The organism is Caulobacter sp. SL161 (genome assembly GCF_026672375.1).
GTDB lineage: Bacteria > Pseudomonadota > Alphaproteobacteria > Caulobacterales > Caulobacteraceae > Caulobacter.
This window is the reverse complement of the sequence record NZ_JAPPRA010000001.1, coordinates 3,298,524-3,323,836: the sequence shown is the minus strand read 5'-3', so window position 1 is coordinate 3,323,836 and position 25,313 is coordinate 3,298,524. Positions and strand designations below refer to the sequence as shown.

25 protein-coding genes, 1 other RNA gene and 2 pseudogenes are annotated in these 25,313 nt (G+C 67.4%); 18 read left to right on the top strand and 10 right to left on the bottom strand.

Annotated elements, in window-relative coordinates:
• Positions 1-8 precede the first annotated feature (8 nt).
• The 4 genes from OVA11_RS16365 to OVA11_RS16350 all read right to left on the bottom strand — a co-directional run bounded on the left by OVA11_RS16365 (position 9) and on the right by OVA11_RS16350 (position 2,459).
• On the bottom strand, positions 9-479 hold the full coding sequence (locus OVA11_RS16365) for a DUF1203 domain-containing protein (RefSeq protein WP_268068319.1): 471 nt from the start codon (positions 477-479) through the stop codon (positions 9-11).
• Positions 480-557: 78 nt separating this feature from the next.
• A complete protein-coding gene (gene flbY / locus OVA11_RS16360) occupies positions 558-1,007 on the bottom strand; it encodes a flagellar basal body protein FlbY (RefSeq protein WP_268068318.1) in 450 nt (149 codons plus the stop codon).
• Positions 1,008-1,011: 4 nt separating this feature from the next.
• Positions 1,012-1,347 carry a rod-binding protein gene (locus OVA11_RS16355; RefSeq protein ID WP_268068317.1) on the bottom strand — a complete coding sequence of 112 codons (336 nt, stop codon included), beginning with the start codon at positions 1,345-1,347 and terminating at the stop codon, positions 1,012-1,014.
• Complete coding sequence (locus tag OVA11_RS16350) at positions 1,347-2,459, bottom strand: flagellar basal body P-ring protein FlgI (protein WP_268068316.1); 1,113 nt, start codon at positions 2,457-2,459, stop codon at positions 1,347-1,349. Before OVA11_RS16350 ends, OVA11_RS16355 begins: the two co-directional genes overlap by 1 nt.
• A 229-nt stretch (positions 2,460-2,688) precedes the next feature.
• Here OVA11_RS16350 and fliX point away from each other — a divergent pair, with 229 nt between their 5' ends.
• The 3 genes from fliX (at position 2,689) to OVA11_RS16335 (ending at position 5,497) form a co-directional block, all read left to right on the top strand.
• On the top strand, positions 2,689-3,123 hold the full coding sequence (gene fliX, locus OVA11_RS16345; RefSeq protein ID WP_268068315.1) for a flagellar assembly regulator FliX: 435 nt from the start codon (positions 2,689-2,691) through the stop codon (positions 3,121-3,123).
• Positions 3,124-3,335: 212 nt separating this feature from the next.
• Positions 3,336-3,764 carry an RNA polymerase-binding protein DksA gene (dksA, locus tag OVA11_RS16340; RefSeq protein ID WP_268068314.1) on the top strand — a complete coding sequence of 143 codons (429 nt, stop codon included), beginning with the start codon at positions 3,336-3,338 and terminating at the stop codon, positions 3,762-3,764.
• 128 nt (positions 3,765-3,892) lie between these two features.
• A complete protein-coding gene (locus OVA11_RS16335) occupies positions 3,893-5,497 on the top strand; it encodes a M28 family metallopeptidase (RefSeq protein ID WP_268068313.1) in 1,605 nt (534 codons plus the stop codon).
• A gap of 53 nt (positions 5,498-5,550) precedes the next feature.
• Here the strand turns inward: OVA11_RS16335 and OVA11_RS16330 are convergent, their stop codons facing one another.
• From OVA11_RS16330 to OVA11_RS16320, 3 genes are all read right to left on the bottom strand, one after another.
• Positions 5,551-8,334 carry a M16 family metallopeptidase gene (locus tag OVA11_RS16330; protein ID WP_268068312.1) on the bottom strand — a complete coding sequence of 928 codons (2,784 nt, stop codon included), beginning with the start codon at positions 8,332-8,334 and terminating at the stop codon, positions 5,551-5,553.
• Positions 8,335-8,429: 95 nt separating this feature from the next.
• The gene (locus OVA11_RS16325; RefSeq protein WP_268068311.1) at positions 8,430-9,044 is read right to left on the bottom strand and encodes a pyridoxamine 5'-phosphate oxidase family protein; all 615 of its coding nucleotides are present in this window, start codon (positions 9,042-9,044) and stop codon (positions 8,430-8,432) included.
• A 50-nt stretch (positions 9,045-9,094) separates the two neighbouring features.
• Entirely contained in the window at positions 9,095-9,457 is a 363-nt protein-coding gene (locus OVA11_RS16320) for a response regulator (RefSeq protein WP_010920432.1), read from the bottom strand.
• Between the two features lie 173 nt (positions 9,458-9,630).
• Here OVA11_RS16320 and OVA11_RS16315 point away from each other — a divergent pair, with 173 nt between their 5' ends.
• From OVA11_RS16315 to OVA11_RS16305, 4 genes and pseudogenes are all read left to right on the top strand, one after another.
• On the top strand, positions 9,631-10,428 hold the full coding sequence (locus tag OVA11_RS16315; protein WP_268068310.1) for a crotonase/enoyl-CoA hydratase family protein: 798 nt from the start codon (positions 9,631-9,633) through the stop codon (positions 10,426-10,428).
• Positions 10,429-10,430: 2 nt separating this feature from the next.
• Positions 10,431-11,027 (top strand): DUF3052 domain-containing protein, encoded by a 597-nt coding sequence (locus OVA11_RS16310; RefSeq protein WP_268068309.1) that lies wholly within the window; start codon positions 10,431-10,433, stop codon positions 11,025-11,027.
• Positions 11,028-11,311: 284 nt separating this feature from the next.
• On the top strand, positions 11,312-11,704 hold the full coding sequence (locus OVA11_RS19865) for an SCO4402 family protein (protein WP_442780897.1): 393 nt from the start codon (positions 11,312-11,314) through the stop codon (positions 11,702-11,704).
• A gap of 20 nt (positions 11,705-11,724) precedes the next feature.
• Positions 11,725-11,839, top strand: a pseudogene (locus OVA11_RS16305) (hypothetical protein); the annotation flags it as partial.
• A gap of 76 nt (positions 11,840-11,915) precedes the next feature.
• Here OVA11_RS16305 and OVA11_RS16300 read toward each other — a convergent pair.
• Both OVA11_RS16300 and OVA11_RS16295 read right to left on the bottom strand, forming a co-directional pair.
• A complete protein-coding gene (locus OVA11_RS16300) occupies positions 11,916-12,833 on the bottom strand; it encodes an oxygenase MpaB family protein (protein ID WP_268068308.1) in 918 nt (305 codons plus the stop codon).
• Positions 12,834-12,909: 76 nt separating this feature from the next.
• Positions 12,910-14,406, bottom strand: coding sequence for a flavin-containing monooxygenase (locus OVA11_RS16295; RefSeq protein ID WP_268068307.1), 1,497 nt, complete (start codon positions 14,404-14,406; stop codon positions 12,910-12,912).
• A gap of 199 nt (positions 14,407-14,605) precedes the next feature.
• On the opposite strand from OVA11_RS16295, the gene OVA11_RS16290 reads away from it, so the two are divergent.
• Genes OVA11_RS16290 through OVA11_RS16280 form a run of 3 tightly spaced genes read left to right on the top strand, consistent with a single transcriptional unit; the run spans position 14,606 to position 16,820 of the window.
• A complete protein-coding gene (locus OVA11_RS16290) occupies positions 14,606-15,499 on the top strand; it encodes a DMT family transporter (protein WP_268068306.1) in 894 nt (297 codons plus the stop codon).
• A complete protein-coding gene (locus tag OVA11_RS16285) occupies positions 15,496-16,224 on the top strand; it encodes an N-acetylmuramoyl-L-alanine amidase (RefSeq protein ID WP_268068305.1) in 729 nt (242 codons plus the stop codon). The genes OVA11_RS16290 and OVA11_RS16285 overlap by 4 nt, the downstream gene beginning before the upstream one ends.
• On the top strand, positions 16,224-16,820 hold the full coding sequence (locus OVA11_RS16280) for an FMN-binding negative transcriptional regulator (RefSeq protein WP_268068304.1): 597 nt from the start codon (positions 16,224-16,226) through the stop codon (positions 16,818-16,820). The genes OVA11_RS16285 and OVA11_RS16280 overlap by 1 nt, the downstream gene beginning before the upstream one ends.
• Before the next feature lie 2 nt (positions 16,821-16,822).
• On the opposite strand, the pseudogene OVA11_RS16275 reads toward OVA11_RS16280, so the two are convergent.
• Positions 16,823-16,999 (bottom strand): annotated as a pseudogene (locus OVA11_RS16275) (hypothetical protein); the annotation flags it as partial.
• Positions 17,000-17,012: 13 nt separating this feature from the next.
• Between OVA11_RS16275 and rnpB the strand changes: the two are divergent.
• From rnpB to mraY, 8 genes are all read left to right on the top strand, one after another.
• Positions 17,013-17,395, top strand: an RNA gene (rnpB, locus tag OVA11_RS16270) — RNase P RNA component class A.
• 359 nt (positions 17,396-17,754) lie between these two features.
• Entirely contained in the window at positions 17,755-18,222 is a 468-nt protein-coding gene (locus OVA11_RS16265) for a division/cell wall cluster transcriptional repressor MraZ (RefSeq protein WP_268068302.1), read from the top strand.
• A complete protein-coding gene (gene rsmH, locus OVA11_RS16260) occupies positions 18,219-19,154 on the top strand; it encodes a 16S rRNA (cytosine(1402)-N(4))-methyltransferase RsmH (RefSeq protein WP_268068301.1) in 936 nt (311 codons plus the stop codon). Before OVA11_RS16265 ends, rsmH begins: the two co-directional genes overlap by 4 nt.
• Positions 19,151-19,594, top strand: coding sequence for a cell division protein FtsL (gene ftsL, locus OVA11_RS16255; RefSeq protein ID WP_096033874.1), 444 nt, complete (start codon positions 19,151-19,153; stop codon positions 19,592-19,594). Before rsmH ends, ftsL begins: the two co-directional genes overlap by 4 nt.
• Positions 19,591-21,360, top strand: coding sequence for a peptidoglycan D,D-transpeptidase FtsI family protein (locus tag OVA11_RS16250; protein WP_268068300.1), 1,770 nt, complete (start codon positions 19,591-19,593; stop codon positions 21,358-21,360). The genes ftsL and OVA11_RS16250 overlap by 4 nt, the downstream gene beginning before the upstream one ends.
• Positions 21,357-22,817 carry a UDP-N-acetylmuramoyl-L-alanyl-D-glutamate--2,6-diaminopimelate ligase gene (locus OVA11_RS16245; protein WP_268068299.1) on the top strand — a complete coding sequence of 487 codons (1,461 nt, stop codon included), beginning with the start codon at positions 21,357-21,359 and terminating at the stop codon, positions 22,815-22,817. Before OVA11_RS16250 ends, OVA11_RS16245 begins: the two co-directional genes overlap by 4 nt.
• Positions 22,810-24,198, top strand: a complete 1,389-nt coding sequence (locus tag OVA11_RS16240) for a UDP-N-acetylmuramoyl-tripeptide--D-alanyl-D-alanine ligase (RefSeq protein ID WP_268068298.1) — start codon at positions 22,810-22,812, stop codon at positions 24,196-24,198. Before OVA11_RS16245 ends, OVA11_RS16240 begins: the two co-directional genes overlap by 8 nt.
• A complete protein-coding gene (gene mraY / locus OVA11_RS16235; protein WP_268068297.1) occupies positions 24,198-25,310 on the top strand; it encodes a phospho-N-acetylmuramoyl-pentapeptide-transferase in 1,113 nt (370 codons plus the stop codon). The genes OVA11_RS16240 and mraY overlap by 1 nt, the downstream gene beginning before the upstream one ends.
• The last annotated feature ends 3 nt before the right edge of the window (positions 25,311-25,313 follow it).

Genomic DNA, 25,313 nt, shown 5'->3' with positions numbered 1-25,313 from the left:
ACCACGCCTCAAGCGCCGCGGTCGATCCGGGTCACGAAACAGCCGTGGGCGGCGTTGTGAGCGTGCAGGTAGGCTGCGCCGGGCGTGGCCAGCTGCCGTTCGATAGCGGCGGCCAAGGCCTCGTCCCGGGCGATCTCGGCGCTCAGCAACATGCCGTCCTTGTCGAAAGCACGAAGCGCGATCGGTCGACCGAACATGGCGGGCGGGATCGTGTTCTCGCCCGTCCAGGCCGCGACAGCGCTTTGGCTGACATAGATGGCGTAGGAGGAACGATAGGGCGTCTCGGCGGTCTGATGGGCGTAGTTGAGCAGCAGAACCGTTTCGCCGACCTCGGCGTCCTGCAGCGCGACGCGACAAGGAAAGCCTGGCTTGGCGCTCGCCGTGCGCCGGACGACGCCGCGCGCGGCGAGGGCCGCATCATCCATGGCGAACAACGGTGCGAAGCGCTCAGCTGGCAGACCGGAAATGACGAAGGACATGGAGGGGCTCCAAAGCGATTGACGCCTTGGAATGCCGGCGATCGCGCCGCGTCCTCCACCCGATCCTTGCGGCCTAGCTTAAGCCTTGCGGTTCAGCGTGATCGCCGCGCCGTGCTGCGGACGGTCATTGACCATGCCACCGGCGCCGTAGGTGGTGGCGGGCGCGGCGCGCTGGCTGGCGACTTCCTGGGCGATGGCATGAACCAGGCCCTCGGTAACGATCTTGGCGGCTTCGACCGCGCGGGACTGGCGCGCCAGGACCGCGTCAAAGGCCTCGGTGGCCCGCATCAGGCGCTGGCGAAGTTCCAGGCGCGCGCTCTCGACCAGTCCGACATTGGCCCGCACCCGCATCGACTCGTGCCGATAGAGGTTGGCCAGCTTCGAGGTCTCCTCGACGTACTGGGCCGCTTCGTGCGGACGGTGGGTCTCGAAGGCGACAGCCTGCTTGGCGATCAGATCGGTCAGGCGCTCGGTCAGAAGGATCAGTTGGTGGACGCGATCGTTGGCGTCGACGGCGGCGATGGCCATGACTCTACTCCTTCAGGCCCTGAAGCTTCAGCATTTCACGCTGGATGGTGGAGGCGAGACCCACGCCGCCGGCCTTGGCGATCTCCTTCGACATCGCGTCGGTGAGGATCGACTTGAACATCGCCTCGCCGTTGCCGCCGCCGAAGGGCGCGGAGGTCTTCACCCCCTCGAACATCTGCTGGGTCATCACCGACAGGAAGGAGGCTTCGAAGGTCTTAGCGGTGTCGGCGATCTGGGCGCGCTTGGCCTTTTCCTCGGCCGACATCACCAGCTGTTTGGCGGTGGTTGCGGCGGCGTCGATGCGCGGGGTCAGGCTGGTCAGGGGGGAGAGGACGCTCATCACATCACCTCGATATCGGCTTGCAGGGCGCCGGCGGCCTTCACCGCCTGCAGGATCGAAATCATGTCGCGCGGCGTCACGCCCAGGGCGTTGAGACCGCCGATCAGGCCCTTCAGCGAAGGCGCGCCGCCAAGCGTCAGAAGCTTCTTGCCCTTCTCTTCCTCGACATTAACGGTCGACTGCGGAACGACGGCGGTCTGGCCCTGGCTGAACGGGGCCGGCTGGCTGACGGCCGGGTTCTCCTGCACGGTGATCGTCAGGTTACCCTGGGCGATGGCCACCTGGCTGATGCGCACGTCGTCGCCCATGACGATGACGCCGGCCACCTCGTCGATCACCACCTTGGCCGGACCGTCGGGCTCGACCATCAGGTTCTCGATGTTGGTCATGAAGCTGATCATGTCCATGCCGGGCGGCGGGCGGGTGGCGATGATCGTGGGGTTCTGGGCCTGGGCGCAGCCGGGGAACTTGGCGTTGATGGCGTCGGCGATGCGGCGGGCGGTGGTGAAGTCCGGATTGCGCAGGGTCAGGCGCATGATGTCCATATTGACCATCTGAAAGCCCGTCTCGCGCTCGATGACGCCGCCGCCGGCGATGCGGCCGGCCGTCGGAACGCCTTTGGTGACCGAGCTGCCCGAGGCGCCGCCGGCCGAGACCGAGCCCGTTTGCACCGTGCCTTGGGCGACCGCATAGGTCTGGCCGTCCGCGCCCTGCAGGCTGGTGACCAGAAGGGTGCCGCCCAAGAGGCTCTTGGCGTCGCCCAGGGTCGAGACGGTGACGTCGACCTTCGAGCCCGAAGCCGAGAACGGCGGCAGGTTGGCCGTGACCATGACGGCGGCGGTGTTCTTGGTGTTCAGGTTGTTGTCGCGGACGTTGACGCCCTGCCGCTCCAGCATGGCCTCGAGGCTCTGCTTGGTCATCGGTGCGTTGCGCAGGCTGTCGCCGGTGCCGTTGAGGCCCACGACGATGCCGTAACCGATCAACTGGTTCTCGCGGACGCCCTCGAAGGAGACGATGTCCTTGATCCGCGACTTGGCGAACGCCGGCGCGGCGATCAGGCAGGAGGCGGCGACCAGGGCGGTCAGAACGGTGCGAAAGAGTGAACGCGGCATGGCTGTCCCGTGGCGGGGAGACGTCCCCGCGCCGCCCCATGCCAGAAGCGGGCCAGTTTTATGAGCGTGTCCAAGCCCTTGTGACTCAAGGGATTCCAGGGGTGACGGCGGTCCAGACGGCGCCTCACGGCAGAATCTGCCCGGCATTAACCATACTTCAAGCGGCCAAACTGATTATAAGGGCGTTGCGAGGTTTGTGACTCGCGCGCGTGGCTTTTGGAGCTGTCGGATGAAGGTTTCCAGCACGGGGGGTGTCTCGGCGACCGGCGCGTCGCGGGCCAAGCCGGCCGGTGGTTCGCCGGGCTTTTCGCTGCCCTCTGTCAATGCCGCCAGCGGCGCGGCCAGCACCGCCTCGGTCGGGGGGCTGACCGGCGTGGGCTCGGTCGACGCGCTTCTGGCGCTGCAGGCCGCAGGACCCGTCGGCGGTCCGCTGGAGCGCCGTAAGCGCGCGGTGCGCCGCGCCGACAACATCCTCGATATTCTAGGTGAGGTGCGGATCGCCTTGATCGACGGCGATATTTCGCCGGATGCTCTGGATCGACTTTCGCGCGCCATCCGCGAGCAGCGCGAAGCGACCGATGATCCTCGGTTGGAGGGGGTCTTGAACGAGATCGAGACACGGGCCGCCGTTGAACTGGCCAAGCTGCAGTTCAGGACGAGCTAGCATGGACCGTGGGGGCGTCCTTCAGGCGATCATGCCGCTGACGCAGGCCCCACGCCTCTCGCTGGCGTCCGCCTTTGCCGGAAAAATGAAGCCTGACGGGCGAACGCGCGCTTGTGAACGCATCACTAACGCGAGGTTCATTGAACACGGCTCACCTTTTGGTATAAGCACGCGGCCTTCGAGGGCTGAGTTCATTGGGGCGTGAGGCGTTAATGCAAACGGCCACAGTTCTAGTAGAGAAATCCAACTACCGTCCTTCCGAGGACGAGCCTTTTATGAACGACCGGCAGCTTGAATATTTCAAGCAAAAGCTGCTGGCCTGGAAGGAAGAGATCCTCCGCGAATCTCGCGAGACGGTTTCCCATCTCCAGAAAGAAACCGAGAATCACGCCGATCTGGCCGATCGTGCGTCCTCGGAAACCGACAGGGCTCTTGAGCTCCGTACCCGTGATCGTCAACGCAAGCTGATCTCCAAGATCGACCAGGCCCTGCGCCGCGTCGAGGACGGCTCGTATGGCTATTGCGAGGAGACGGGCGAGCCGATCGGCCTGGCCCGACTGGAAGCTCGCCCGACGGCGACCATGAGCGTCGAGGCCCAGGAACGCCACGAGCGCCGCGAACGCGTCCACCGTGACGACTAAGCGCTGATCTGGCGCGCCCTTCGGGGCGACTGATGTGTTTCAAGCGGCCTTGGGTGGGGAGCCCAGGGCCGCTTTTGTTTGGTCGGCGGCTCTTGCCAGATCAGGCGCGCTTTTGGAAAGTCAGCGCTATGATCAAGCTTTCGTCGCATCGCCTGGCCGTGTTGGCCGCCCTTGTCGCCGCCGGTTCGGCGTCCTTCGCCCATGCCGCAGAGACCTCCGCGACCGAGCGGTGGTGGGCGCACGTCAAGGTGCTGGCCGACGACAATATGGAGGGGCGTCTGGCCGGAACGCCGGGTTTCGATCGCGCCGCGGCCTATGTCGCCGAACGCTTCGCCGCGCACGGCCTTAAGCCGGCGGGGACCCAAGGTTATCTGCAGCCGGTGTCGTTCGCGGTCCAGCGCATCCAGGCCGAGCGTTCCAGCGTGACGCTGGTGAAGGACGGCGTTCCGACGCCGCTCTTGCTGGGCGAGGATCTGGTGCTGACGGCCCGGATCGCACAGCCTGCCAGTCTGCCCGAGGCGCCGCTGGTTTTCGTGGGCTATGGCCTTCACATGCCGGAGGCCGGCCATGACGACTTCGCCGGAGTTGATCTGCGCGGCAAGGTCGCGGTCGTGCTCAGCGGCGGCCCGTCGGCCGTGTCGGCCTCGCTGCGCGCCCATGCCGCGCGCGACCGCTGGGAGTCGCTGCAGAAGGCCGGCGCGATCGGGCTGATCACGATCCAGAACCCCAAACAGGTCGAGATTCCCTGGGCGCGGTCGAAACTGCGCGCGGGCGATCCTCAGATGCGCCTGGCCGATCCGGCGATGAACCCGGTGAAGGGCGAGTTCTTCACCGCCGCCATGAACCCGGCCCAGGCCGGCAAGCTGTTTTCGGTCTCGGGACGGACGCTGGAAGACCTGCTGGTGCTGGCGGACGCCGGCAAGGCGCTGCCGGGCTTTGCGCTGAACCAGAGCGTCAAGGCGGCGGTCTCGCGGGAAAACACCCCGGCGACCTCGCCGAATGTGGCGGCCATGCTGCCGGGCTCGGATCCCGTTCTGTCCAAGGAATACGTCGTCCTGACCGCCCATCTGGACGGCCTGGGCGTCGGGGCGCCGATCGACGGCGATGCGATCAACAACGGCGCGATGGACAACGCCAGCGGGGTGGCCTCGCTGATCGAGCAGGCCGCCGCCCTGAAGGCCGGGGCGCCGCCCAAGCGCTCGATCATCTTCCTGGCGGTCACCGCAGAGGAGCAGGGCCTGCTGGGGTCACAGTACTTCGCCGAGCGGCCGACCGTGGACAAGAAAGCCATCGTCGCCAACGTGAACATGGACATGTTCATGCCCTCGCGTCCGGCCCGCAACATCATCGTCATGGGCGAGGAGGAGTCGACGCTGGGGCCGATCGCGCGGCGGGCCGCCGCCAGCCAGGGCTTTACCGTCATGCCCGACCCCGCGCCGAACCAGCTGAGTTTCGTGCGCTCGGATCAGTACAGCTTCATCCGCACGGGTGTTCCGGCGCTCGCCGGCCGTCTGGCCCATCCGGTGGGATCGCCTGAGGCTGCAGCCGACCGCCAGTGGCGCGCCGAGCGCTACCATGGGCCCAAGGACGACATCTCCCAGCCCTTCGACCTGCCGACGGCGGTGCGGTTCAACGCCTATATGGCGACGCTGATCCGTGAGATCGCCGATACGCCCGAACGCCCGCAGTGGCTCCCGACCAGCTTCTTCAAGCGGTTTGCGACCGGGAAGTAGCCAGCTCTGGCATCCCGCCGCTCCCGGGTGCGGGAGCGGCGGCGCTTGAGCCTCTATTTCGCAGGGTTGCCGTCGGCGTCGATGACCCGCAGCTCCAGGCCCATGGCCTTGAGCTTGGGCTCGACGCTGGCCCGATCGCCGACGATCAACCAGACCAGTTCGTCGGGCTTGATCACCTTCTTGGCGGCCGCCGAGGCGGTGTCGAGCGTGACGGCGCGAACGTCGCGCGGATAGTTCTCCGGATAGCTGTCGGGCAGGTTGAAGTTGACCAGCTCGGAGATCGACCCGCCGACTCCGGCGGCCGTCTCCCAGGTGCCGGGCAGGGACAGCGTCAGGCTGTTCTGGGCCTTGGCCAGTTCGGCGGCGGTGATCGGCTTGTCGCCGATGATTCCCAAAAGCTCCTTGCGGGTTTCGGCGAACGACTCGGCGGTCTTGTCGGTCTGCACCGCCGCATAGGCCTGGAACAGACGCGTGCCCCGGGCGGGGCGCACGAAGCTGCCGGCGCCGTAGGACCAATGCTTGTCCTCGCGCAGGTTCATGTTCAGGCGCGAGACGAAGTCGCCGCCGAACAGGGTGTTCATCACGTCGACCGCGGCTTCGTCGCTCGGATCACGGGGCGGGACCAGGTTGCCGACCATCAGCATCGACTGCTGGGCGCCGGGCTTGTCGATCAGATAGACCGCGCCCTTGTTCGGCGTGGCGGTGATCGGCGGCTTGGCCTTGGCCTGAGCGCCGGTCCAGCCGCCCAGCTGGGCTTCCAGCTTGGGCAGGATTTGCTCGAGCGTGGTGTCCCCGACGATGATCAGGGTGGCGTCCTTGGGCTGCAGCCAGGCCTTCTGATAGGCGATCAGGTCATCGCGCGTGATGGCGCCGACGCTGGCTTCCGTGGCCAGCACGCCGTAGGGGCTGGACGGGCCATAGGCCAGCACCGGCAGGATCCGCGAAGCCATGGCGTTCGGATTCTGCTTGGCCTGCTGGATGCCGGCGATCGTCAGGCGCTTGCGGCGGGTCAGGTCTTCGGACGTGTAGGCCGGATTGCGCAGGATGTCGGCGAACAGCGCCAGGGCCGGATCAAGCGTGGTGGTCAGGGTGTTCAGCGACACGGTCGAGGTGTCGAGGCCGTTGCCGGTGCGAATCTCCGCGCCCAACTGCGCCAGCTCGCGGCTGAGCGTCAGGTTGTCACGATTGGTGGTGCCCTCGGTCAGCATGCCGACCGCCAGGGACGAGACGCCCGCCTTGCCGCCGGTCTCGGCCGCCTGGCCCGCGTCGAAGACCAGGCTGAACTGGACCTGCGGCGTATCGCGACGCTCGGCGAGGACGACCTTCAGGCCGTTCGACAGCGCCCCGCGGTGCAGCTTGACGAAGCTCGGGGGCTTCTGCGCGCCGACCTCGGGCATCACCTTGCGGTCCGCGCCTGCGGTCGCGGCCTTGTAGTTGGGGAAGGGCGACACCGTCAGGGTGAAGTCGCCGTCGGTCAGCCATTTGCGACCCGCCGCCACCAGATCGGCCGGCTTGGCGCTACGGATGCGTTCGAGGCTGTGCTTGTAGGCGCCGGGGTCGCCCAGAAAGACCTGGTTCTGGGCCAGGAGATCGGACTTGCCGCCGAAGCCGCCGATCCGCTCGGCGCCGCGCACCATGTTGGCCAGGCTGTTGGTGCGGACCTTGGCGACTTCTTCGGGCGTGGGGCCGTCGCGCAGCAGGCGCTGGAACTCTTCGTCGAACGCCTTCTCCACCGCAGCCGGATCACCGCCCGGCTTGACGGTCAGGGTGACGATGAACTGGCCGCCGATCTCGCTGAGGCTGACGCCGGCGCCGACGGCGGTGGCGGACTGGTCGGTGAAGACCAGACGCTTGTAGAGCCGCGAGGTCTTGTCCGAGACCAGCACGTCGCTCAGCAGGTCCAGATAGTCGCCGTCGGCGGCGCCGAAGCCCGGCGTGTTCCACACCTTGTAGATGCGCGTCTGCGGCACGCGGTCCTGCATCTCGGCGCGCTGAGAGCCGGTCCGCTTGGCGATCCATTCCTTCTGGCGGATCACCGGCGGGCCCGAGGGGATATCGCCGAAGTACTTTTCGACCTTGGCCTTGGCCTCGGCGACCGAGATGTCGCCGGCCAGAACCAGCGTGGCGTTGGCGGGGCCATAGTAGTTCTTGAACCAGGTCTTCACATCGTCCAGCGACGCGGCGTCGAGGTCGGCCATCGAGCCGATGACGGTGTGACCGTAGGGGTGATCCTTCGGGTAGGTGCTTTCGGTGATGACGTTCCAGACCTGACCATAGGGCTGGTTCTCGCCCTGGCGCTTTTCGTTCTGAACGACGCCGCGCTGCTCATCCAGCTTGGCCTTGTCGATGGCGTTCAGCAGCCAGCCCATGCGGTCGCTTTCCAGCCACAGCACCTGGTCCAGCGCCGCCGTCGGCACGTTCTGGAAATAGTTGGTCCGATCGTTGTTGGTCGTCCCGTTCAGGTCCGTGGCGCCCAGCTTCTCCAGCGCCTTGAACCAGTCGTCGTTGAAGTTTTCCGAGCCGTTGAACATCAGGTGTTCGAACAGGTGGGCAAAGCCGGTCTTGCCGGCCGGCTCGTTCTTGGAGCCGACATGGTACCAGATGTTCACCGCGACGATCGGCGCTTTGCGGTCCTCATGGACGATGACGGTCAGGCCGTTGGAAAGCTTGAAGGTGGTGTGCGGGATGTCGATGGTCGGCAGGGCGGAAGCCATGGCGCCGGTGACCTTCGCTGCGGCCTTCGGCGCGGGGGCCTTGGCGGGCGCCTGGGCCAGGGTGGGCGAGGCGGCGATCAGGGCTAAGACGGCGGCGGACGCGAACAGCTTCTTCATAGTCATTCCCGCTAGGAGGGCGCTCCCCGTTGAGCGTGCGCACCCTAGGTTGCGTTTGAGGGCGATGGCAAGCGTGCCCGTTCTCGATTTGGCGGTGATCTCTACCAGAGGCTCTTGGCCGCCCGGCCGGGCCACTCGCGGTCATAGGTCTCGCCGCCGACCTCGCCGGCGGTGACGGCCGCCAGCATCTCGCCCGGCGTCGGCAGGACCTTGGGATCGACCTGACTTTCCGGCTTCCAAAGGCCCGAGCGCACGATCGCCCGGGCGCACTGGAAGTAGGCCTCCTCGACCGTCACCACGGTCACGGTGCGCGGCGGCTTGCCGTCGACTGAGAAACTTTCCAGCAGCGCCGGATCGGCGCTCAGCACCGCGCGGCCGTTGACGCGGAAGGTTGTGCCCGAGCCGGGGATCAGGAACAGCAGAGCGACACGCGGATCGCGGACAATGTTGCGCAAGGAATCGATGCGATTGTTGCCGCGCCGGTCGGGCAACATCAGCGTGCGCGGATCGGCGATGCGGACAAAGCCGGGCAGGTCGCCGCGCGGGCTGCAGTCCAGGCCTTCAGGGCCGACGGTGGCCAGGGCCACGAACGGCGAGGCCTGGATCAGCGCGGCGTAGTGCGGGGTGATGTGGTCGCTGACCTTCACGGTCGAGGCTGGAACAGGCGCTGGCCGGTACAGCGCTTCAAGCGCCTCGACGGTGGTGATCTCGTGCATCGCGTCCTCCCGTGGGCCTGTCTTAGGCGCGTGACGCGGCTGTGGCCATCTCAGGCGGCGAACGCTCGCGCGCAGGCTTCAGCGAGGTGGCGCGGCGAGATCGGCTTGTCGACCACCGGCTTGAGACCGTCTCGAACCTGATCGGCGTTGCCCGTCACATACACCACCGGAATATGCCCGAGCCGCCGCTGGATCGCCTCGACAGCCTCCACGCCTGTCCCGCCCACAATGCGGTAGTCCGCCGTAATCAGATCCGGGGGATTGGCCAGGGCAAGGGCCAGCGCGTCGCCGGGGCTGTCGGCGATGTCGAAACTGGTGAAGCCCTGTTCCGCCAGAAGGGCTTCGACCTCGAACGCGACGAGGATTTCATCCTCGATGATCAGCACGTGTCGGGCCTTTTCGAGCTCGGTCATCGCCGTAGCCTTCTTTCTCGTCCCAAGACCTATTTGAATGTCGGCTCGCGCCCGCGCGCCAGTCGCATTTTCGTGATGTGAGAAGATGCAATCGTCGTCATGGCTTGCTTGGCTGTGTTCTGGCTCAAAACAGGCTAAGGAATGGAAAAATAAGCCTTGGCAGGAGCGTCCCTTTGTCTCTGATCCTCACCGAAAAGCGCGGTCACATCGCTATCCTTACTCTGAATCGGCCAGATGCAATGAACGCTCTGGGCGCGCCGGGGGACGGCGATCAGGTGGCGGCGGCCTGCGAGGCGATCAATGACGACCAGGACATCCGCTGCGTGATCCTCACCGGCGCGGGCAAGGCCTTCTCGGCCGGCGGGGACGTCAAGGCGATGAAGGCCCGCGAAGGCGCGTTCGGCGGCAACGGTGTCAAGGTGCGCGACGGCTACCGCAAGAACATCCACCGCATCGTCCGCGCCATCTACGGCCTGGAGGTTCCCTCGATCGCGGCGGTCAACGGCGCGGCCATCGGCCTGGGCTGCGACGTGGCCTGCATGACAGACATCCGTATCGCCGCCGACACCGCGCGGTTCGGCGTGACCTTCCTCAAGCTCGGTTTGATCCCCGGCGACGGCGGCGCCTGGCTGATGCCGCGTACGATCGGCATGAGCCGCGCGGCCGAGCTTCTGTTCACCGGCGACGTCATCGACGCGGCCAAGGCCGCCGAGTGGGGCCTGATCAGCAAGGCCGTCCCGGCCGGCGACCTGATGGGCGAGGCGATGGCCCTGGCCGAACGGATCGCCCAGCAGCCGCCGCACGCCCTGCGCATGGCCAAGAGCCTGCTCAAGCACGGCCAGACCGCCAGCTATGACACGCTGATGGAGATGAGCGCGGCCGCCCAGGCCATCGCCCACCACACCGAGGACCACATGGAAGGCGTCGACGCCATCCTCGAAAAGCGCAGCCCTGTGTTTAAGGGCGCCTGAGGATGGGTAAGGAGGCGAGCGGCGTCTGGGGGCAGCTGTCCGACGGCGAGAGCGAGGGCAAGCTCCTGTGGGAGCCGCCCAAGCTGATCTTCCGCGGCGCGGTGCGCGGCATCTATCAGGGCCACGCCCTCAAGAACGTCCGCGCCGAGGGCGATGACCTCGTTTTGAGCGACGGCACGCGCTTCACCCTGGAGCCCGGCCAGGCCGCTAAGTGGGTCCACGCCATCCTCAACCCGCCCTCGCGCCTGGACAAGCTGGGCGTGAAGCCCGGCATGACCGTGGTGATCGACGGCGTCGAGGACGAGGCCTTCCTCGAGGAGCTCTCGACCCGCGTGGAGCCGGTCGAGGCCGACGAGGATATCGACATCCTGTTCCTGGCCGCCGAAGACCTGGCCGATCTCGACCGCATGGACGACTGGAAGGGCGGCCTGGCCGACAAGGGCGCGATCTGGGTCGTCTCGCGCAAGGGCAAGGGCGCGCCGCTGAAGGACACCGACATCCTGGGCGCGGCGCGCGGCCTGGGGTTCTCGGACACCAAGGTCTGCGGGTTTTCGACCACGCACACGGCGCTGCGGTTCGTGAAGCGTAAGGGCGGGTGAGGGGGGGAGCGGCTAAGTGGGCGGGGCGCCGTCCTTGGCCCCGTCTTTAACCTGTTTGCCAGCTCAAAAAGACCGACCTCCCCGGCGAACGCCGGGGCCCAGATTCATCCGGAGCGGCTGGGGATGATGCGACGTCATGCGGCGCTTGTTGGATAGCCGCTGGTAGGCTCGACCTGGATCCCGGCCTTCGCCGGGAAGGTCCGGTTTGGAGATGGAAGCGCCAGGCAGGTTGCGACCCTGGGGAGACATTGAGAAAGAGCGCTCCTGACGTTAGTCTCGCGCCCATGGAACGGGACTTTCCACCTGATTGGGCCGATTTGCTCAACCCTTGGATTAGGGTGGAGCTGATAGCCTATCTTGAGGAGCTCGCGATCCCAGACCCGCGACCTATCTGGCGCGCTCAAGCAAAGCAGGGCCTCATCTCAGGCGTGGATCAGGTCATCCATTTCTTCTTCGACGATCATGATTTCGACGATAGTGACGTTGGATCCTGCTTGTTTGATCAGGCCGAAGTGGCGCTCGTCCAGTCTGTAAAGCGCGCTCTAGATCGACTTGTTGAGAAACTGCCTTACGGCGGGGACGAAGAGTATGTAACGAATCCTCTCTGGAAATCCGTAACGGCGTCAGCGTCCGCAGCTCACGAGGCGATTAGAGGGCGTATAGCAAAGGGCGGCTAACCACCCTAGTCGGACGCTCGGAAAATCCTCCCCCCGAGGGGGAGGAGGCCGAAGGCCGGAGGGGGAAGTGCTGCCGAGCCGGCTTCTTCCCCCTCCGTCGGCTTTGCCGACACCTCCCCCGCTAGGGGGAGGATTTGATCCGCATTCCACCCTTCTCAGCCCTCCGGAACGTCCGCTTCCCATATCCGCATCGGGCTCGCCGGTAGCTCGGTCATTTCCCGCCGGCCGTAACCCCAGCCCGCAAATCCGCCAGCAGTCGCTGCCGCTCCGCCTCGCCGCGATAGAGAAAGTCGTGCGGCAGCCCCAGCCGGATACTGGCCTGGCAGGGCGGGGAGCTCCTGATCGCGATCCTTTCGGCCAGTCTCCCGCCCGTCTTCAGCGCGAGGCCTTCGGCCAGGCGGAGATCGTGCTCGCGCCCCAGCGCCAGCGTCCGCCGCACCGGCGGCGGCAGGAGCGAGACGGCGGCGCGGGCCAGGGCGCGGTGCAAGGGTTTGGGCACGGCCGGGGCGGCTTTGCCGGAGCCGATGGTCTGCAGGAACTCATCGATGATCGGATGCGGTTCGAAGCGCGGGCGAAGCGCCTGCAGCATCGCCATGAATTCGGCCTCCGAGCCTGGCGAGACCGTCGCGCCGTAAAGATGAGTGACGGGCGCGGCCTCCTCGTAGAACCGGCTCTTTTCGTCCTGGCTCAGCGGTTCGACAAACCGGTCATAGGCGGTGACGAAGCCATAGACCGCTGTGGCGGCCACCCAGTTCAGGAGGTCGGGGTCCAGCGCGCGGTAGGTCTCGCCGCCCGGCGTCTCGCCCGACACGCGGGCGTGCATGTGGGTCACGCTCTGGATGACCCGCCGCGCCGCCGAGGCCGGACCATAGACCCCGATCAGGGCGGCGGTCCCGGTGCGCATCGCTCGGCCCAGCGGATCGCTCTTGAAGGTCGAGTGATCCCACACGCCCGACCGGATGCGCGGCTCGGCGAACTCCAGCAGCACCGCCGTCACGCCCCCGACCGCCAGGGCGATCGGGTTCTTGTAGACGCGCCAGTGCATCGAGCCGGGGTCCAACAGGGCCGGTTCGCCGAGCGGATGGGCGTAGTCGATCTTCCAGCCGAGATAGGTGGACGGGCGGGCCATCAGCGCTCCTTGCGCCTCAGTCTCGGCGTCCAGGCGGCGGGCCGCAACCGATCCGCTGCAACCCGCGCCAACCCGATCAGGCCGGTTCCAGCACCTTCTCCGGCGCAGCCTTCGCGCTCGCGCCGGTCTTGCGGCCAAACTGCATCACCCCGTCCTCGACCTTGCCCATCCGCAGGGTCATCAGGTCCAGCGCGTAGTTCTGATGCACCTTCCACGGCTTGCGCGTCCCCTGCTTGGGGAAGTGGCCGATCGAGCGGGTGATGTAGCCTGACGAGAAGTCCAGCCACGGCGCGGCCTCGACCTCGCCGTCCAGGCGCGGCACGCAGTAGTCGGCGCCGGTGCGGTCCATGTGGTTGAGCAGGCGGCAGACATATTCGCTGGTCAGGTCGGCCTTCAGCGTCCAGCTGGCGTTGGTGTAGCCGAACACCGAGGCCAGGTTCGGCACGTCGCTGAACATCATGCCCTTGTAGCTCATCGACTGCGACAGGTCGGCGACCTTGCCGTCGACCACGACCTCCATGCCGCTCAGCAACTGGAGCTGCAGGCCCGTGGCGGTGACGACGACATCGGCCTCGAGCGTCTTGCCGGACTTCAGCAGGATGCCGCTCTCGGTGAAGGTGTCGATATGGTCGGTGACGACCGAGGCCGCCCCGCTCTTGAGCGCGTCGAACAGGTCGGCGTCCGGCACCAGGCACAGGCGTTGGTCCCAGGGATTGTAGCGCGGCGTGAAGTGGGTCTCGACGTCGTAGTCTGGGCCCAGGTGCTCGCGGACCATGGAGAGCAGGCGTTCCTTGACCTTCTCGGGCTTCTTGCGGGCCAGGTTGAAGAAGAACAGCTGGAACAGCACGTTCTTCCAGCGCGTGATCCCATAGGCGGTCATGGCCGGAAGCTTCGAGCGCAGCCAGTTGGCGATCCCGTCCTCGGCGGGCCGCGACACCACATAGGTCGGCGAACGCTGCAGCATGGTCACGTGGGCGGCGGTCTTGGCCATTTCCGGCACCAGGGTCACGGCGGTGGCGCCGCTGCCGATCACCACGACCGTCTTGCCGCTGTAGTCGAGGTCTTCGGGCCAGTGCTGCGGGTGGACGATGCGGCCCTTGAAGCGCTCGGTCCCGGCGAAGTCCGGCGTGTAGCCGGCCGAATAGCGGTAGTAGCCGGCGCACATGTGCAGGAAGCGACAGGTGAAGGTCACGGGCTGGCCGTCGTGCTCGGCCTCGACCGTCCAGGTCGCCGTCTTCGTGGACCAGCTGGCGCGCTTGACCAGATGCTTGAAGCGGATGTGGCGGTCGATGTCGTGCTCGCGGGCGGTCTCGCGGACATAGTCGAGGATCGACGGACCGTCGGCGATGGCCTTGGCCGCCTTCCACGGCTTGAAGCTGTAGCCCAGGGTGTACATGTCGCTGTCGGAGCGGATGCCGGGATAGCGGAAGAGGTCCCAGGTGCCGCCGATCGCCTCGCGCCCTTCGAGGATCGCGTAGGTCTTGCCGGGGCAGTGCTTCTGCAGGTGATAGGCCGCGCCGATCCCCGACAGTCCCGCGCCCACGATCAGTACGTCGACATGCTGCATGGCCATTCCGTCTCCCGCCCCCTTGAAGGAAGCGCGGCGCGCCTCCGTGATCCCAACGCGTGCGCCCGACGGTTGACCCGACGCGGCTTATGTGAACGCTGTTCACCAACAAACGACCGTTTTGACCGAACGTCAACCGGGACCCGTCGGCGGCGATGCGGGTTTTGATTGCGTACGGAAGGGGCGGGAGCTTAATCGGTGTTCCATGTCCCTTCGCGACTTCGGCCTTCTGGTGCTGATCTGCCTGATCTGGGCGGGCAGCAACATCATCTCCAAGCTGGTGGTCGCCCATTGGGGCGTGCCGCCGCTCTATTATGCGGCCGTGCGCTTTGCTTTGGTGGCGGCGCTGACCTTGCCCTGGCTGCTGCCCGCGCCTCGGCCGACCTGGCGGATGGTGCTGGTGGGCCTTCTGATGGGCGGCGGCAACTTCGCCCTGCTGTTCATGGGTCTCCAGACCGCCTCGCCCTCGGCGGTTTCGGTGGTGATCCAGGTCGGGGTGCCGTTCACGACCCTGCTGTCAGTGCTGATCCTGGGCGAGAAGATCCGCTGGCGGCGCGGCCTGGGCATCGCCCTGACCCTGGCCGGCGCGGTGGTGGTGATGTGGAGCCCCAAAGGCATCGAGCTGTCGGCGGGCCTCTGGCTGATCGTCGCCGCCGCCTTCACCGGTTCGCTGGGCGCGGTGATGATGAAGCAGATCGAAGGCGTCAAACCGCTGCAGTTCCAGGCCTGGGTCGGCTTTTCCTCGGTCTGGCCGCTGGCGGCGATGAGCGCCTTCATGGAGCCTGGCCAGGTCGCGGCGGGCTTTGCCGCAGGCTGGCCGTTCTTCGCGGCGGTGGTGTTCTCGGCCGTGGTGGTTTCGATCCTGGCCCATACGGCCTATTACGGCCTGATCCAGCGCTATGAGGCCAATCTGATCGCGCCGCTGACCCTGATGACGCCGCTCTTCACGATCGGCATGGGCGTGGTGGTCACCAACGACCACTTCGATCTGCGGATGGGGATCGGCGCGGCCCTGGCGCTGCTGGGGGTTCTGATCATCGCGCTTCGGCGGAATCAGGTCATGCCCCTGCTGACGTCCCTGCGGAGCCGCCTGCAATGAGCCTGTCCCTGATCGAGGCCCCGTCGCCCAATTTCGACGCCCGCAAGGCCGTGCCCGACACGGTGATCCTGCACTATACGGGCATGGAGACCGGCGAGGCGGCCATCGAGCGCCTGCGCGATCCCGAGGCCAAGGTCAGCGCCCACTACTGTGTCGAGGAGGACGGCAGCATCGTCCGCCTGGTGCCCGAGGAACGCCGGGCCTGGCACGCCGGCGCGGCCTTCTGGAAGGGCGTCAAGGACATCAACTCGGCCTCCATCGGGATCGAGATCGTCAATCCCGGCCACGAGTTCGGCTATCGCCCGTTCCCCGAGGTCCAGATCGCCGCGGTGATCAACCTCTTGGCCGACATCCGCTCGCGCTGGATGATCCCGGATGCCCGCATCCTCGGCCACTCCGACGTCGCGCCGGCGCGCAAGATCGATCCGGGCGAGCTCTTCCCCTGGAAGCGCCTCGCCGAAAGCGGCCATGGCCTGTGGATCGAGCCTGCGCCATCGCCCGGCGCGCCGCTGGGCCAGGGCGAGGAGGGGACGGGCGTCTTTGCGCTGCAGGCCGGCTTGACCCGCCTCGGCTACGACTGCGCGCCCAGCGGCCAGTACGACGAATGGACCGCCACCGTCGTCTCCGCCTTCCAGCGCCACTGGCTGCAGAGCCGCTTCGACGGGATCGCCGACGGCGAGACCCGGGCGCGCCTGGTGGGCCTGCTGCGGGCGGCGGCGGACTGATGCATCCGGCCCCGGCTTTCCGCGTCGAGGACCGCGCGGTCCTGCTCGCCCTTCTGCGCGCCCATCCGTTCGTGACCATCGCCGCCAGCGTCGGCGGCCGGCCCTTTGTCGCCCAGTCGCCGATCGTGATCCGCGAACTGGACGGCGAGATCGCGCTGGACTTCCACCTGTCGCGCGGCAACGTCCTGACGCCGCACCTGACCCAAGGCTTCCCGGCCATCGCCCTGGCGACCGGCCCCGACGCCTATGTCAGCCCCGACTGGTACGAGAGCCCCGACCAGGTGCCGACCTGGAACTATCTCTCCGTCGAGGCCGAGGGCGCGGTGGCGCCGCTGAACGACGAGGAGCTGATCGCGCTGCTCGACGACCTGTCGGCCCAGGAAGAGGCGCGGCTTCTCCCGAAGACGCCCTGGACCCGCCACAAGATGAAGCCCGGCAAGTTCGACGCCCTGCTGCGCGGCATCCAAGGCGGGCGCCTGTTCGTCCAGCGCCTGGAGGGGACCTTCAAGCTCTCGCAGAACAAGTCCGACGCCGACCGCCTGGGCGCGGCCAAGGGCCTGGGCGATCATCCGATCGCGGGGCTGATGCGCTCCTGACTCCCTCGCCCAAAGGGAGAGGGCGGGGCCCGCCGCGAAGCGGTGAGAGGGAGAGGGGTTATGAGGTTTGACGGCGTGCCGGCGCTCCGTCGGACGCTATAACCCCTCTCCCCAACCCTCTCCCTGTGGGAGAGGGCGCCGGTCGGATGTTTGTTGACCTCGCTGGCCAGTAAGGTCATTGAACCCCCCGGACCAGATGATCGGGCGGTCGCGTCGTCTTCGGACGCCGAGGAAAGTCCGGGCTCCACGGTGACAAGGCGGTGGGTAACGCCCACCGGGAGCGATCCCAGGGATAGCGCCACAGAAAGCAAACCGCCTCCCGTTCGCGGGCGGTAAGGGTGAAAGGGTGGGGTAAGAGCCCACCGCGGACCTGGTGACAGGGACGGCATGGCAAGCCCCGCCTGGAGCAAGACCGAATAGGGACCCCGCGTCGGCCTCGCGCCGACTAGGCCGTCACTGGCCGAGAGGGTCCGGGTAGGTCGCGAGAGCCGTCCAGCAATGGCCGGCCTAGAGGAATGATCGTCGCCGTCCTTTCGAGGGCGGAACAGAACCCGGCTTACAGATCATCTGGTCCGTCTAAATCCTCCCCCCAGCGGGGGAGGTGGTCGCGAAGCGACCAGAGGGGAAGGGCTTCGCACGCCCGCCTATCCCCTCTCCGTCGGCTTCGCCGACACCTCTCCCACGGGGAGAGGATTTTCCCTGCGCCGGCCATGGGCTCAACTGACACCGTGCGCCCCGTTCACTCACGAGTTCTGTGTATGTTCTGTGGATTAACTTTCGCGCGCCGTGAACAAGGGGTGCGACATCTTTGAAATCCCGATGAAATGGCCCCTGGTGTCATTGTATCCCAGTTCATCCCATGTTAACCCAATTCTCGTCGGGGCGAGAGTGGTGGCTCGCTGACCGGCGCGGGTTTGGCGGGGTTTAAGCTTCAGTGTTTCTCTCGACGTTCGAGAAACAGCTCGACAGCAAGCGGCGCATCGTCGTGCCGCAGGAATTCCGCGCGGCCGTTTCGGGTCCCTTTGACGGCATCTTCTGCTTCCCCTCGATCGAGGCCGACTGCCTGGAGGCGGGCGGCAAGGTGCTGTTCGATCGCTATCAGGCGGTGATCGAGGAGATGCCGTTCGGCGATCCCACCCGCACGGCGCTGGAGACTGTTGTCCTGGGCGGCATGGCGCGGCTGACCTTTGATACAGCTGGTCGCATTACGCTGCCCGACCATCTGTGCGACATGTTCGGCCTTACGGATTCGGTGGCCGTCGTCGGTATGGGTGAGCGTTTTCAGATCTGGTCGCGCGAGGCCTTCCAGGCCCATCGCGCGCAGCAGCGTGATCTGGCGCGCGAAGGCCTTGCGGCTCTGCGCGCCCAGCAGCGCGCCGCTAGGTTTGGGGGCGCGTCGTGAGCGCCGCGCCGCACATCTCGGTCCTGCTGGACGAGGTCGTCGAGGCCCTGGACGCCAAGCCCGGCGACGTCGTCGTCGACGGCACCTTCGGGGCGGGCGGCTATACCCGCGCGGTGCTGCCGACCGGCGCAAGCGTCGTGGCCTTTGATCGCGACCCGACCGTCCGCCAATTCGCCGAAGCGCTCCCAGCCGATCGTTTCCGCCTGGTTCAGGCCCGCTTCTCCGAAATGCTGGACGAGCTGGGCCCGGAGAGCGTCGATGGCGTGATGCTGGACCTGGGCGTCTCGTCGATGCAGCTGGACCAGGCCGAGCGCGGCTTTTCGTTCATGCGCGACGGGCCGCTGGACATGCGGATGGGCGATACGGGCCCGACCGCCGCTGATCTGGTCAACACCCTGGATCACGCCGAGCTGGCCAGGATCCTGTATGTGTATGGCGAGGAGCACGCCTCGCGCCGCATCGCCAGCTTCATCGTCCGCCGCCGCGAGGAAAAGCCGTTCGAGCGCACCCTGGACCTGGCCGAGGTGATCGAGCGCGCGGTCGGCGGTCGCAAGGGCGCCAAGGTCCATCCGGCCACCCGGTCGTTTCAGGGCCTGCGCATCGCCGTCAATGACGAGCTGGGCGAGCTGGAGGCCGGTCTCGCCGCCGCCGAGCGCGTGCTGAAGCCGGGCGGTCGCCTGGTGGTCGTCACGTTCCATTCGCTCGAAGATCGCATCGTCAAGGCGTTCCTGGCCGAGCGTGCCGGCAAGACGCCCGGCGGTTCGCGCCACGCGCCGCCGGTCGCCGCGACCGCCGCGCCCAGCTTTCAGCTGATCTCCAACAAGGCCATCGCGCCGGGCGAAGCCGAGCTGGCCGTCAATCCGCGCGCGCGCTCCTCGAAGCTGCGCGCAGCCGTTCGCACCGACGCTCCGGTCTGGGAGGCTTCGGCGTGACGGCGGCTGGCGTCTTCAATCGCCGGGTCCGGGGTTTCCGGGTCGTCGAGGTGGTCGGCCTGTGCATTCTGCTGAGCCTGGTCACGGGCGTCTACCTGGCCAAGACCTTCGCCGGTCGCGAGCGCCAGGAGATCGCTCGCATCGAACAGGAGATCGAGGAGGAGGCCGCCCGCAAACGCCTGCTGGAGGCCGAGGTCGCGCACCTTGAACAGCCGCGCCGCATCGAGCAGCTGGCGCGGATGATGCAGCTGAAGCCGATCGCGCCTGATCGCGAGATCACCGAAGACGCCCTCATTGACGTGGCGCGTCGTCGCGAACTGCCCAAGACGCCCATCGCCGCAGCCCCGGTTGCGCCTGAGGCGCTGGCCGCCGACGCGCCCGAAGTCTTGCCGGATGACGCCTTGCCGCCGCCGCCTCAAGTCCAGGGGGCGTTGCGATGAGCCTCTCGAACCTGGGTCCCGGCGGCGTTCACTCCCCGCTATGGCGCTGGGTGGTGGAGCGTGTCTGGCGGCTGGAGCACGCCTTTGAGCGCTCGCGCGCCGCCGCGCGGCCTGAAGACGACACGCGGATCCGCATCTTCCTGGTCATGGGCTTTTTCGGCCTCTGTTTCGTCGGGGTGAGTCTGGGCGCGGGTTGGTCGGCGCTGTTCTCGCGCGCCGGGCAGGGCGGCGGCTACGCCCAGGGCGTCGAAGGCGCGCGGGGCGATGTCGTCGACCGGAACGGCAAGCTGCTGGCCGTGGATCTGGCCCACTACGCGCTTTACGTCGACCCGCGCGAGGTCTGGGACGCCAAGGAAACCCGCGCGGCCCTGGGCCGGGCGCTGCCGCAGGTTCCGGCCAAGCGGCTCGACAAGGCCGTGTTCGGCGATCACCGCGCCTTTGTTCTGGGCGGTCTGACGCCGGACGAAAAGGACGCCATCTTCAATCTGGGTCTGCCGGGTGTGACGTTCGAGGAGCAGGAGCGGCGGATGTATCCGCTGGGGCCGACGGCCGCGCACCTGATCGGCTTCGTCGACAGCGGCGGCAAGGGCCTGGCGGGCGCCGAGCGCGCCCTGGACGACCCGATCCGCAAGGCCGCCGGCGGCGAGGGCGGGCCCACCCAGTTGTCGATCGACCTGCGCGTGCAGGCCGCGCTCGAGGACGAGCTTCGCAAGGCCGCCGAGGAGTTCACGCCCAAGGGCGCTGTGGGTCTGGTGACCAACGTCCATACCGGCGAGATCCTGGGCATGGCCAGTTGGCCCGACTACGACGCCAACAAGGCGGGCGAGGCTACGGACGACCAGCGTCTCAACCGCGCCGCCGCCTCGGTCTATGAGATGGGCTCGACCTTCAAGGCCTTCACGGTCGCGATCGGTCTCGACACGGGCGTGGCCACCGCCGCCTCGACCTTCGACGCCCGCGAGCCCTACAAGCTGGGCTATCGGACGATCCACGACTATCACGCCACTAGGGCCGTGCTGAATCTGGTCGAGGTCTTCCAGCACTCGTCGAACATTGGCACGGCGATGCTGGCCGAGCGCGTGGGCGGCCAGCGCCTGAGTCAGTACTTCACCAATCTGGGCCTGACCAAGCCGGCCAAGGTAGAGCTGCAGGAGTCGGCGCGCCCCCTGACCCCGCGCAAGTGGGATCAGGACACCGTGGCCTCGACCTCGTTCGGTCATGGCATGAACATCTCGCCGCTGGCCCTGGCCCAGGCGATGAACGCCCTGCTGAACGGTGGCGAGATGCGGCCCCTTACGATCCGCAAACTGCCGCCGGGCGTGCGTCCGGAAGGCAGGCGCGTACTGTCCGAGCACACCTCGGCCGAGATGCTGAAGATCATGCGCGCCAATGTCGTGCCGGGTGAGGGCGGCAGCGGCGGCAAGGCCGACGTGCCCGGGCTCTCGGTCGGCGGCAAGACCGGCACGGGCGAGAAGTACGACCCCGCGATCCGGCGCTACAATCATCAGCGTCAGGTCTCGTCCTTCGCCGCCACCTTCCCGACGGACGGCCCTTTGGAGGCCGACCGCTACTTCGTGCTGATCCTGCTGGACGAGCCGAAGGGCAACGCCAATTCGTTCGGTTTCTCGACCGGCGGCTGGGTCGCCGCACCGGCTGCGGGCCGGGTGATCGAACGCATCGCGCCGTTCCTCGGCGTCAAACGCAAGACCGAGCTGGTGACCATCGCCAACTCGCCCAAGAACGCCGCGCCGGAGGCGGGCCTATGACCAAAAGACTGTCCGACCTGTTCAACCGTCCCTTCGCGACGGATCCGGTGATCGCCGGTGTCACCGCCGACAGCCGCAAGGTCACAACCGGCTGGCTGTTCGCCGCTCTGCCGGGGACCAAGGTCGACGGTCGCGACTTCGCCGAGGGCGCGGTGGCCAAGGGCGCGGCGGCGATCCTGGCGCCGGAAGGCGGGCTGGAAGGGCTGGGCGTGCCGGTGGTGCGCTCCGAGGACGCCCGCCGCGCCTACGCCCTGGCCGCCGCCGCCTTCTGGGGCAAGCAGCCGGCGATGTGCGTGGCCGTCACCGGCACCAACGGCAAGACCTCGGTCGCCGGCTTCTGCCGTCAGATCTTCGCCAAGCTGGGCCATAAGGCCGCCAGCATGGGCACTCTGGGCGTTGTGGTCAGCCAGCCGGGGCAGCCGGACCAGCAGCTCACGCCGCCGGGCCTGACCACGCCGGACGCCGGCGACGTCGCCGAGATGGTCGCGCGTCTCGCGGAGATGGGCGTCACCCACCTGGCGCTGGAGGCCAGCTCGCACGGCGTCGACCAGCGGCGTATCGACGGCATCAAGCTGAGCGCCGCCGGCTTCACCAACTTCACCCAGGATCACCTCGACTATCACGGCTCGATGGAGGCCTATCGCGCCGCCAAGCTGCGCCTGTTCGACACGCTGACCCCCGCAGGCGCCAAGGCGGTGCTGAACGCCGACAGCGAAGCCTTCCCGCACTTCGCCGCCGCCGCCGTCACTTCGGGCCAGAGCGTGTTCTCGGTCGGCGAGGACGGGCAGGGGCTGCGGCTCCTGTCACGGACGCCCACGCCCGCCGGCCAGGACCTAGTCGTCGAGGCCGATGGTGTGGTTCATCACCTCAAGCTGCCCCTGGCCGGCGCCTTCCAGGCGTCGAACGTGCTGGTCGCGGCGGGGCTCTGCATCGCCGCCGGCGAGGACAGCGCCAAGGTCCTCAAGGCTCTGGAAACCCTGGAGGGCGCAGCGGGCCGCCTGCAGCGTGTGGGGCGCGGCCCCAAGGGCGGCGAAGCCTATGTCGACTACGCCCACACGCCCGATGGTCTGCAGACGGTGCTGGAGGCCCTGCGCCCGCACACCGCCGGCAAGCTGATCGCGGTGTTCGGCGCGGGCGGTGACCGCGACCGGGGCAAACGGCCGCTGATGGGCGCGATCGGCGCAAAGCTCGCCGACATCGCCATCGTCACCGACGACAATCCGCGCTCGGAGGATCCGGCCTCCATCCGCGCCGCCATCCTGGAGGCCGCCCCGGGCGCGCGCGAGATCGGCGACCGTCGCGCCGCCATCCGCGCCGCTGTCGCGCTGATGGGCGAGGGCGACGTGCTGGTGGTCGCAGGCAAGGGTCACGAGCAGGGCCAGATCGTCGCCGGCGTCGTGCATCCGTTCGACGATGTGGCCGAGACCCTGGCCGCGCTGGAGGGCGAGCATGTCTGAAGCCCTCTGGACCGCTGACGAGATCGCAAAAGCCATCGGCGGTCAGGTGGCCGGCGAATTCGCTGTGTCGGGCGTCTCGATCGACACGCGCACGGTGGAGCCGGGCGATCTCTTCGTGCCGCTGGTCGGCGCGCGGGACGGTCATGACTTCGTTCCGCAGGCGGTGGCCAACGGCGCCGCCGGCGTCCTGGCGGCCAAGGCCGTCGACGCCCCGGCGGTGATGGTCGCCGACACCTTCAAGGCGTTGGAAGCCCTGGGCGTCGCCGCGCGGGAGCGCGCGCCGCAGTGCAAGCGTGGGGCGGTGACCGGCTCGGTCGGCAAGACCAGCGTCACCCGCGCCATCGAGGCGGGCCTGCGTCTGGCCGGCAAGGCCCACGCCTCGGTCAAGAGCTACAACAACCATATCGGCGTGCCCCTGACCCTGGCGCGGATGCCGCGCGACACCGAACGGGCGGTGTTCGAGGTGGGCATGAACCACGCCGGCGAGATCGTCCCGCTGTCGGGCTTCGTGCGGCCGCATGCGGTGGCGATCACCACCGTTGGCCCCGTGCATATAGAGAACTTCTCAGACGGCGAGGCTGGCGTCGCGCGCGCCAAGGCCGAGATCCTCGCGGGACTGCAACCCGGCGGGATCGCGGTGCTGAACGCCGACAATCATTGGTTCGACTTCCTGAAGGGCGAGGCTGAGAAGGTCGGCGCGACCGTCTGGAGCTTCGGCGAGGCCGCCGGGGCGACCGCCCGCCTGACCGGCTTCCAAGTGGAGGGCGCGGGCGCGACCGTGTCGGTCGACCTTCGGGGCGAGGCGCTGACCTTCCCGATCCGCCAGACCGGCGTCCATTGGGGCCCCAACAGCCTGTGCGTGCTGCTGATGCTGGAGGCGCTGGACGTCGCCCGCGACACCGCACTGGCCGCTCTGGCGGCGTTCGCGCCCATCGAGGGGCGCGGCGCGGAGAAGACGATCGCTATTCCCGGCGGCGCCTTCACCCTGGTCGACGAGAGTTACAACGCCAATCCGGTCTCGATGCAGGCCGCGCTCAAGACCCTGGGCGCGCGCAAGGTCGCCGGCCGCCGGGTGGTGGCGCTGACCGACATGCTCGAATTGGGCGAGGACAGCGCCCGGTTTCACGCCGAGCTTGCGGAGCCGATTGCGGCCGCAGAGGTCGACGTTGTTTTTCTCGCGGGCGTCCACATGAAATCGCTGTGGGAGGCGCTTCCTCCGACTCGGCGGGGCGGGTACGCGGAAGTTGCTGAAAAGTTAACGTCGGTGCTGGCGGGGGCCGTGCAGCCCGGCGACGTGGTGATGGTGAAGGGGTCGAACGGCTCCAAGGCCGGCGTGCTCGCCGCCGCCTTGGCCGGGCTCGATCTTGGGGAACAGGGCTGATGCTGTACCTGCTGTACGAATGGCTGGCGCGCTCGCAAGAGCACTTTCCAGCCCTGAACCTGTTGAAATATCTGACCTTCCGGTCGGGCATGGCGATGCTGACCGCCTATATCGTGGCGGTGGCCATGGGCTCGCGCTTCATCCGCTGGATGAAGGCCAAGCAAGGCAAGGGTCAGCCGATCCGCACCGACGGCATCGCGCGCCACGTCACCGAAAAAGCCGGTACGCCCACCATGGGCGGCTTCATGATCCTGGCGGGCCTGTTCGTCGGCGCCCTGCTGTGGGCCGACCTGCGCAACGTCCATGTCTGGGTCGTCTTGCTGGTCACCGGCAGCTTCGGCGTGCTGGGCTTCATGGACGACTATGCCAAGGTCACCAAGCAGACCACGGCGGGCCTCTCCAGTGTGCAGAAGCTGATCGCCCAGTTCATTGTCGCGATCATCGCCACGGTGATCCTGATCGTCTTCGCGCCCAAGTCGCCGATGACGCCCAATCTTGAGACCAGCCTGGTCTTCCCGATCTTTAAGGCGCTGGTGATCAATCTCGGCTGGTTCTACGTCGCCTTCGCGGCGTTCACGATCGCGGGCTTCTCCAACGCGGTGAACCTGACCGACGGTCTGGACGGCCTGGCCATCGTGCCGGTGATGTTCGCCGCCTCGACCTTCGGCCTGATCGCCTACCTCGTCGGTAACTACAAGTTCGCCGACTATCTGAACCTGCACTTCGCGCCGGGCGTCGGCGAGCTGGCGGTGCTGTGCGGCGCCATCATCGGCGGCGGCATGGGCTTCCTCTGGTACAACGCCCCGCCGGCCAAGATCTTCATGGGCGATACGGGCTCTCTGGCCCTGGGCGGCGCGCTGGGCGCGATCGCCGTCTGCGCCAAGCATGAGCTGGTTCTGGGCATCGTCGGGGGCCTGTTCGTGGCCGAGGCGCTCAGCGTGATGATCCAGGTCGCCTACTTCAAGAAGACCGGCAAGCGCGTCTTCCTGATGGCCCCGATCCACCACCATTTTGAAAAGCTCGGCTGGCCTGAATCCACCGTGGTGATCCGCTTCTGGATCGTGTCGATGATTCTGGCCTTCATCGGCCTGGCCACGCTGAAGTTGCGGTAAGGA